The 4,073-nt window shown below is 39.5% G+C and carries 3 protein-coding genes and 1 pseudogene; 3 read left to right on the plus strand and 1 reads right to left on the minus strand.

All coding sequences use genetic code 11. The annotated features are described in order from the left end of the window. The 3 genes from BCG07_RS11840 to BCG07_RS11850 form a co-directional block, all read left to right on the plus strand. The coding region (locus BCG07_RS11840; protein WP_286890275.1) for a M13 family metallopeptidase at positions 1–1,329 on the plus strand (1,329 nt) is incomplete at its 5' end. Between the two features lie 189 nt (positions 1,330–1,518). Further along, on the plus strand, positions 1,519–2,232 hold the full coding sequence (locus tag BCG07_RS11845; protein ID WP_006794578.1) for a YebC/PmpR family DNA-binding transcriptional regulator: 714 nt from the start codon (positions 1,519–1,521) through the stop codon (positions 2,230–2,232). Positions 2,233–2,265: 33 nt separating this feature from the next. Beyond that, positions 2,266–3,597 carry a leucine-rich repeat domain-containing protein gene (locus BCG07_RS11850; RefSeq protein WP_502694069.1) on the plus strand — a complete coding sequence of 444 codons (1,332 nt, stop codon included), beginning with the start codon at positions 2,266–2,268 and terminating at the stop codon, positions 3,595–3,597. 66 nt (positions 3,598–3,663) lie between these two features. Here the strand turns inward: BCG07_RS11850 and BCG07_RS11855 are convergent. Further along, positions 3,664–4,073 (minus strand): annotated as a pseudogene (locus BCG07_RS11855) (erythrose-4-phosphate dehydrogenase); the annotation flags it as partial.

Raw genomic sequence — 4,073 nt, forward strand, 5'->3', positions numbered from 1 at the left:
CATTGGCCGCGCGAAAAACGACGTAATCGCGACCTGTCGTTAAATCAAATTAAGCGTGAAGATTTAGCCTCTACATACCCTGGTTTTAACTGGGATGTATATTTTGAGCAAACAGGATACAAAGTTCCTCAACTTAATGTATCTCAGCCTGAACCGGTTAAAGCCATGATTGAGCTTATCAATAATGAAGATTTAGCGGTTTGGAAAGACTACTTAACCTACCATGCAATTAGCGGTAATGCAGGTTTACTTTCTGAAGATATTTTTAATACACGTTTTGCATTTTATGGCAAAGAACTAAACGGCCAGCAAGAACCACGCCCTCGCTGGAAACGTGCAATTAACGAAATGTCGGGCACAAGCTCGCTTGGCTTTGCTATTGGTAAAATTTACGTTGACCAATACTTTCCTGAATCATCTAAACAACAAATGTCTGAACTGGTTGAAAACCTGCGTTCAGCATTAGGTGAGCGAATTGATAATCTTGATTGGATGGGCGCTGAAACGAAGGTAAACGCACGTGCTAAGTTAGCAGCATTTGTTCCAAAAATTGGTTACCCAGATGTATGGCAGTCTTACGATGGTTTAACTATTAGCCAAAACGATTTAGTAGGTAACGTTAAAAACATGCGTGAATTTTTCCGCGCTGAAAGCGTAGAAAAAGAACTACAAAAAACTGACCGTAACCGTTGGGGCATGACACCACAACGTGTAAATGCATACTACAATAGCTCGTTTAACGAAATTGTATTTCCAGCCGCTATATTACAACCTCCGTTTTTTGATCCAAATGCCGATCCAGCGGTTAACTACGGCGGCATTGGTGCTGTGATTGGCCACGAAATGGGTCATGGATTTGATGATCAGGGTTCAAAATCTGATGCTAACGGTATTCAACGTAACTGGTGGACAGACGAAGACCGTGCTGCATTTGATGCAAAAGCAGACCAACTTGCCGCACAGTACAGTAAATACGAACCTATTGAAGGTAACTTTGTAAACGGGCGTAATAGCTTAGGCGAAAATATTGGTGATGTGGGTGGTTTAGCCATGGCTTACCACGCATACAAACTAAGCCTAAATGGTAAAGAAGCGCCTGTCATTGACGGTGTAACAGGCGATCAACGTTTCTTTTTAGCTTGGGCACAAGTATGGAAAGAAAAACGTACTGAGCAAAGTATGTTAAATCAACTACGCGGTGGTACGCATGCACCAGGTCGCTTTAGAGCACAAGCACCACGTAACCACGATGCTTGGTACAAAGCATTTGACGTTAAACCTGGTGATGCCTTGTATTTGCCAGAAGAAGAACGCGTTCGTATTTGGTAATTACACTAATACGTATGTAAACAAATACTAAACAGCCCGCAACAGCGGGCTGTTTTATTTTATGCAAATGGCTATTTTAACTTTTTTACTATTAATGTTCCCCATTCCGTACTAGCCCTTAATGCCATTTACCTTTAGAATACGGTCTATTATTTTTTCAGTTATTTATAAAATTAAGGCGAAACGCAGATGGGAAGAGCTTACCAAAACAAAAAAGATTCAATGGCTAAAACTGCGGGTGCTAAAACTAAAGTTTACTCTAAGTACGGTAAAGAAATTTATATTTGTGCTAAAAATGGCGGTGTAGATACAGATGGTAATCTATCATTACGCCGTTTAATTGAACGTGCAAAAAAAGACCAAGTACCAGCACACGTAATTGAACGCGCAATTGAAAAAGCAAAAGGCGGCGGCGGTGAAGACTACGCAGCAACACGTTACGAAGGTTACGGCCCTGGTAACTGTATGATTATTGTTGATTGTTTAACCGATAACAACAAACGTACATTTGCAGACGTACGCGTTTGTTTTACAAAAGCAAATGCTAAAATTGGCGCACAAAACTCGGTGTCACATTTATTTGATCACTTAGCTATTTTTGTTTTTGATGGCGACGATGATGAAGCTGTTCTTGAAGCGCTTATGATGGCTGACGTTGATGTAACCGATGTAGAAGTAGACAGCGGTAAAGTAACCGTATTCGCACCTCATACTGAATACAACAACACACGTACTGCATTAGAAGAAATGGGCATTTCGGAATTTGACGAAGACTTAATTGCGTTTGTACCACAAGTAGAAGCGCCAATTGAAGGTGAAGATGTTGAAGTAATGGAGCGCTTTTTAGCAATGCTAGAAGATTGTGACGACGTACAAAACGTTTATCATAACGCGCAATTCTAAACCTCATCTACATGTTAATTAAAGCCAACAGCCATGTTGGCTTTTTTATTTACAGGGCTTTATAAATTAATGAATACCCTTTCAGAGCTAAAGGCTGGTAAGTTAGCCGGTGCAAAGCACTTACAGCTGGTTGAGCAACTATCTAAGTTTCCCACAGACATTTTTAAGCTTGCCGATACACTTGAAGTACTTGATCTTTCTAATAATAATTTAAGTGATTTACCAGACGAGTTTGCGTGTTTGCATCGCCTTAAGCGTGTGTTTTTGTCGTTTAATCAATTTAAACATATACCCACAGTATTGGCTAAATGCCCTGCTTTAATTATGGTTGCGTTTAAAGGCAACCAAATATCGGAGTTTGCACCAAACAGCCTGCCAAAAAATATTGAGTGGCTTATTCTCACCGATAATAACTTACACGAATTACCTGACGATTTTGGTAATTACAACCAGCTTAAAAAGCTTGCACTTGCGGGTAATAACCTAAAAAAATTACCGATAAGTATGGCTAATTGCACTAGCTTAGAGCTTGTAAGGCTCTCTGCAAATAACCTAACAAAACTCGATGACTGGCTACTAGAATTACCAAAACTTGCTTGGCTTGCTTTTGCAGGTAACAACTTTAATAAAGCGCAGTGCTTAACTAAAAGTACGTTGAAAAATACTCCACTTGAAAATTTTCAGCTTAAAAAAGTAATAGGCCAAGGCGCATCGGGTGTTATTCATCTTGCAAAAGCAGAACGTAATAATGTTGCAGTGAAACTTTTTAAAGGCGCGATCACCAGCGATGGTTACCCACTTGATGAGGTGAATTGCTGCCTACAAGCTGCTAATCATGCAAACTTAATAAAGGTATTAAGCTACATAGAGCAAAGTGAACAACTTGGCTTAGTAATGGAGTTAATAGATACCAATTATACTAATTTAGGGTTACCACCAAGTTTAGAAACATGTACACGCGATACGTTTAATGACGGTTGCAACTACTCAATAGAAGCTGTTTATAAAATAGCAAAACAAATGGCAAATACGCTTACTCACCTTCATACGAATAAGGTAAGCCACGGCGATATTTACGCCCATAACACCATGATAAATGAACACTATGACGTTTTATTTGGTGATTTTGGAGCAGCTACAAATCTAGCTATGCTTAGCGAATATCAGCAACAGCAAATACAATTAATAGAAGTCCGCGCTTTTGGTTGTTTAATAGAGGATTTACTAAGTACTGTTAGCGCTGCAGTTAAGCAAGACGAATTGTTTGGTAAAATGTCCGATATAGCAACGCGTTCTACCAACAGCGTTATTGCATCGCGCCCTAGCTTTAAAGCATTAAGCACCTTATTAAACGAATTGGTATAAATTAAGAAAAAAAAAGCCTGCATAATGCAGGCTTGGTTGGATAAAGCTAAACTTTTACAGGGTCAATTATAAGTACTGACCTAATGCTTTAACTTGGTCTAACATGCGGTTTGAGAAGCCCCACTCGTTATCGTACCAAGCCATTACTTTAACTAGTTTGCCTTCAGCTTTTGTTTGCGTTGCATCAAAAATTGATGACGCAGAGTTGTGATTAAAATCAATAGAAACAAGCGGAAGCTCGTTGTACTCTAAAATTTCTTTCATTGAACCTGTTGCTGCGGCTTTCATTACTTCGTTAATTTCTTCAGCAGTTGTTTCGCGCTTAGTAATAAACGTAAAATCAACTAAAGAAACATTAATAGTAGGTACACGTACCGACATACCGTCTAATTTACCCGCAAGCTCTGGAAGTACTAAGCCAACGGCTGCAGCAGCACCTGTTTTAGTTGGGATCATAGATTGTGTTGCACTACGCG

The organism is Pseudoalteromonas sp. ESRF-bin5, assembly GCF_002632075.1.
In the GTDB taxonomy this organism is placed as follows: Bacteria; Pseudomonadota; Gammaproteobacteria; order Enterobacterales; family Alteromonadaceae; genus Pseudoalteromonas; species Pseudoalteromonas marina.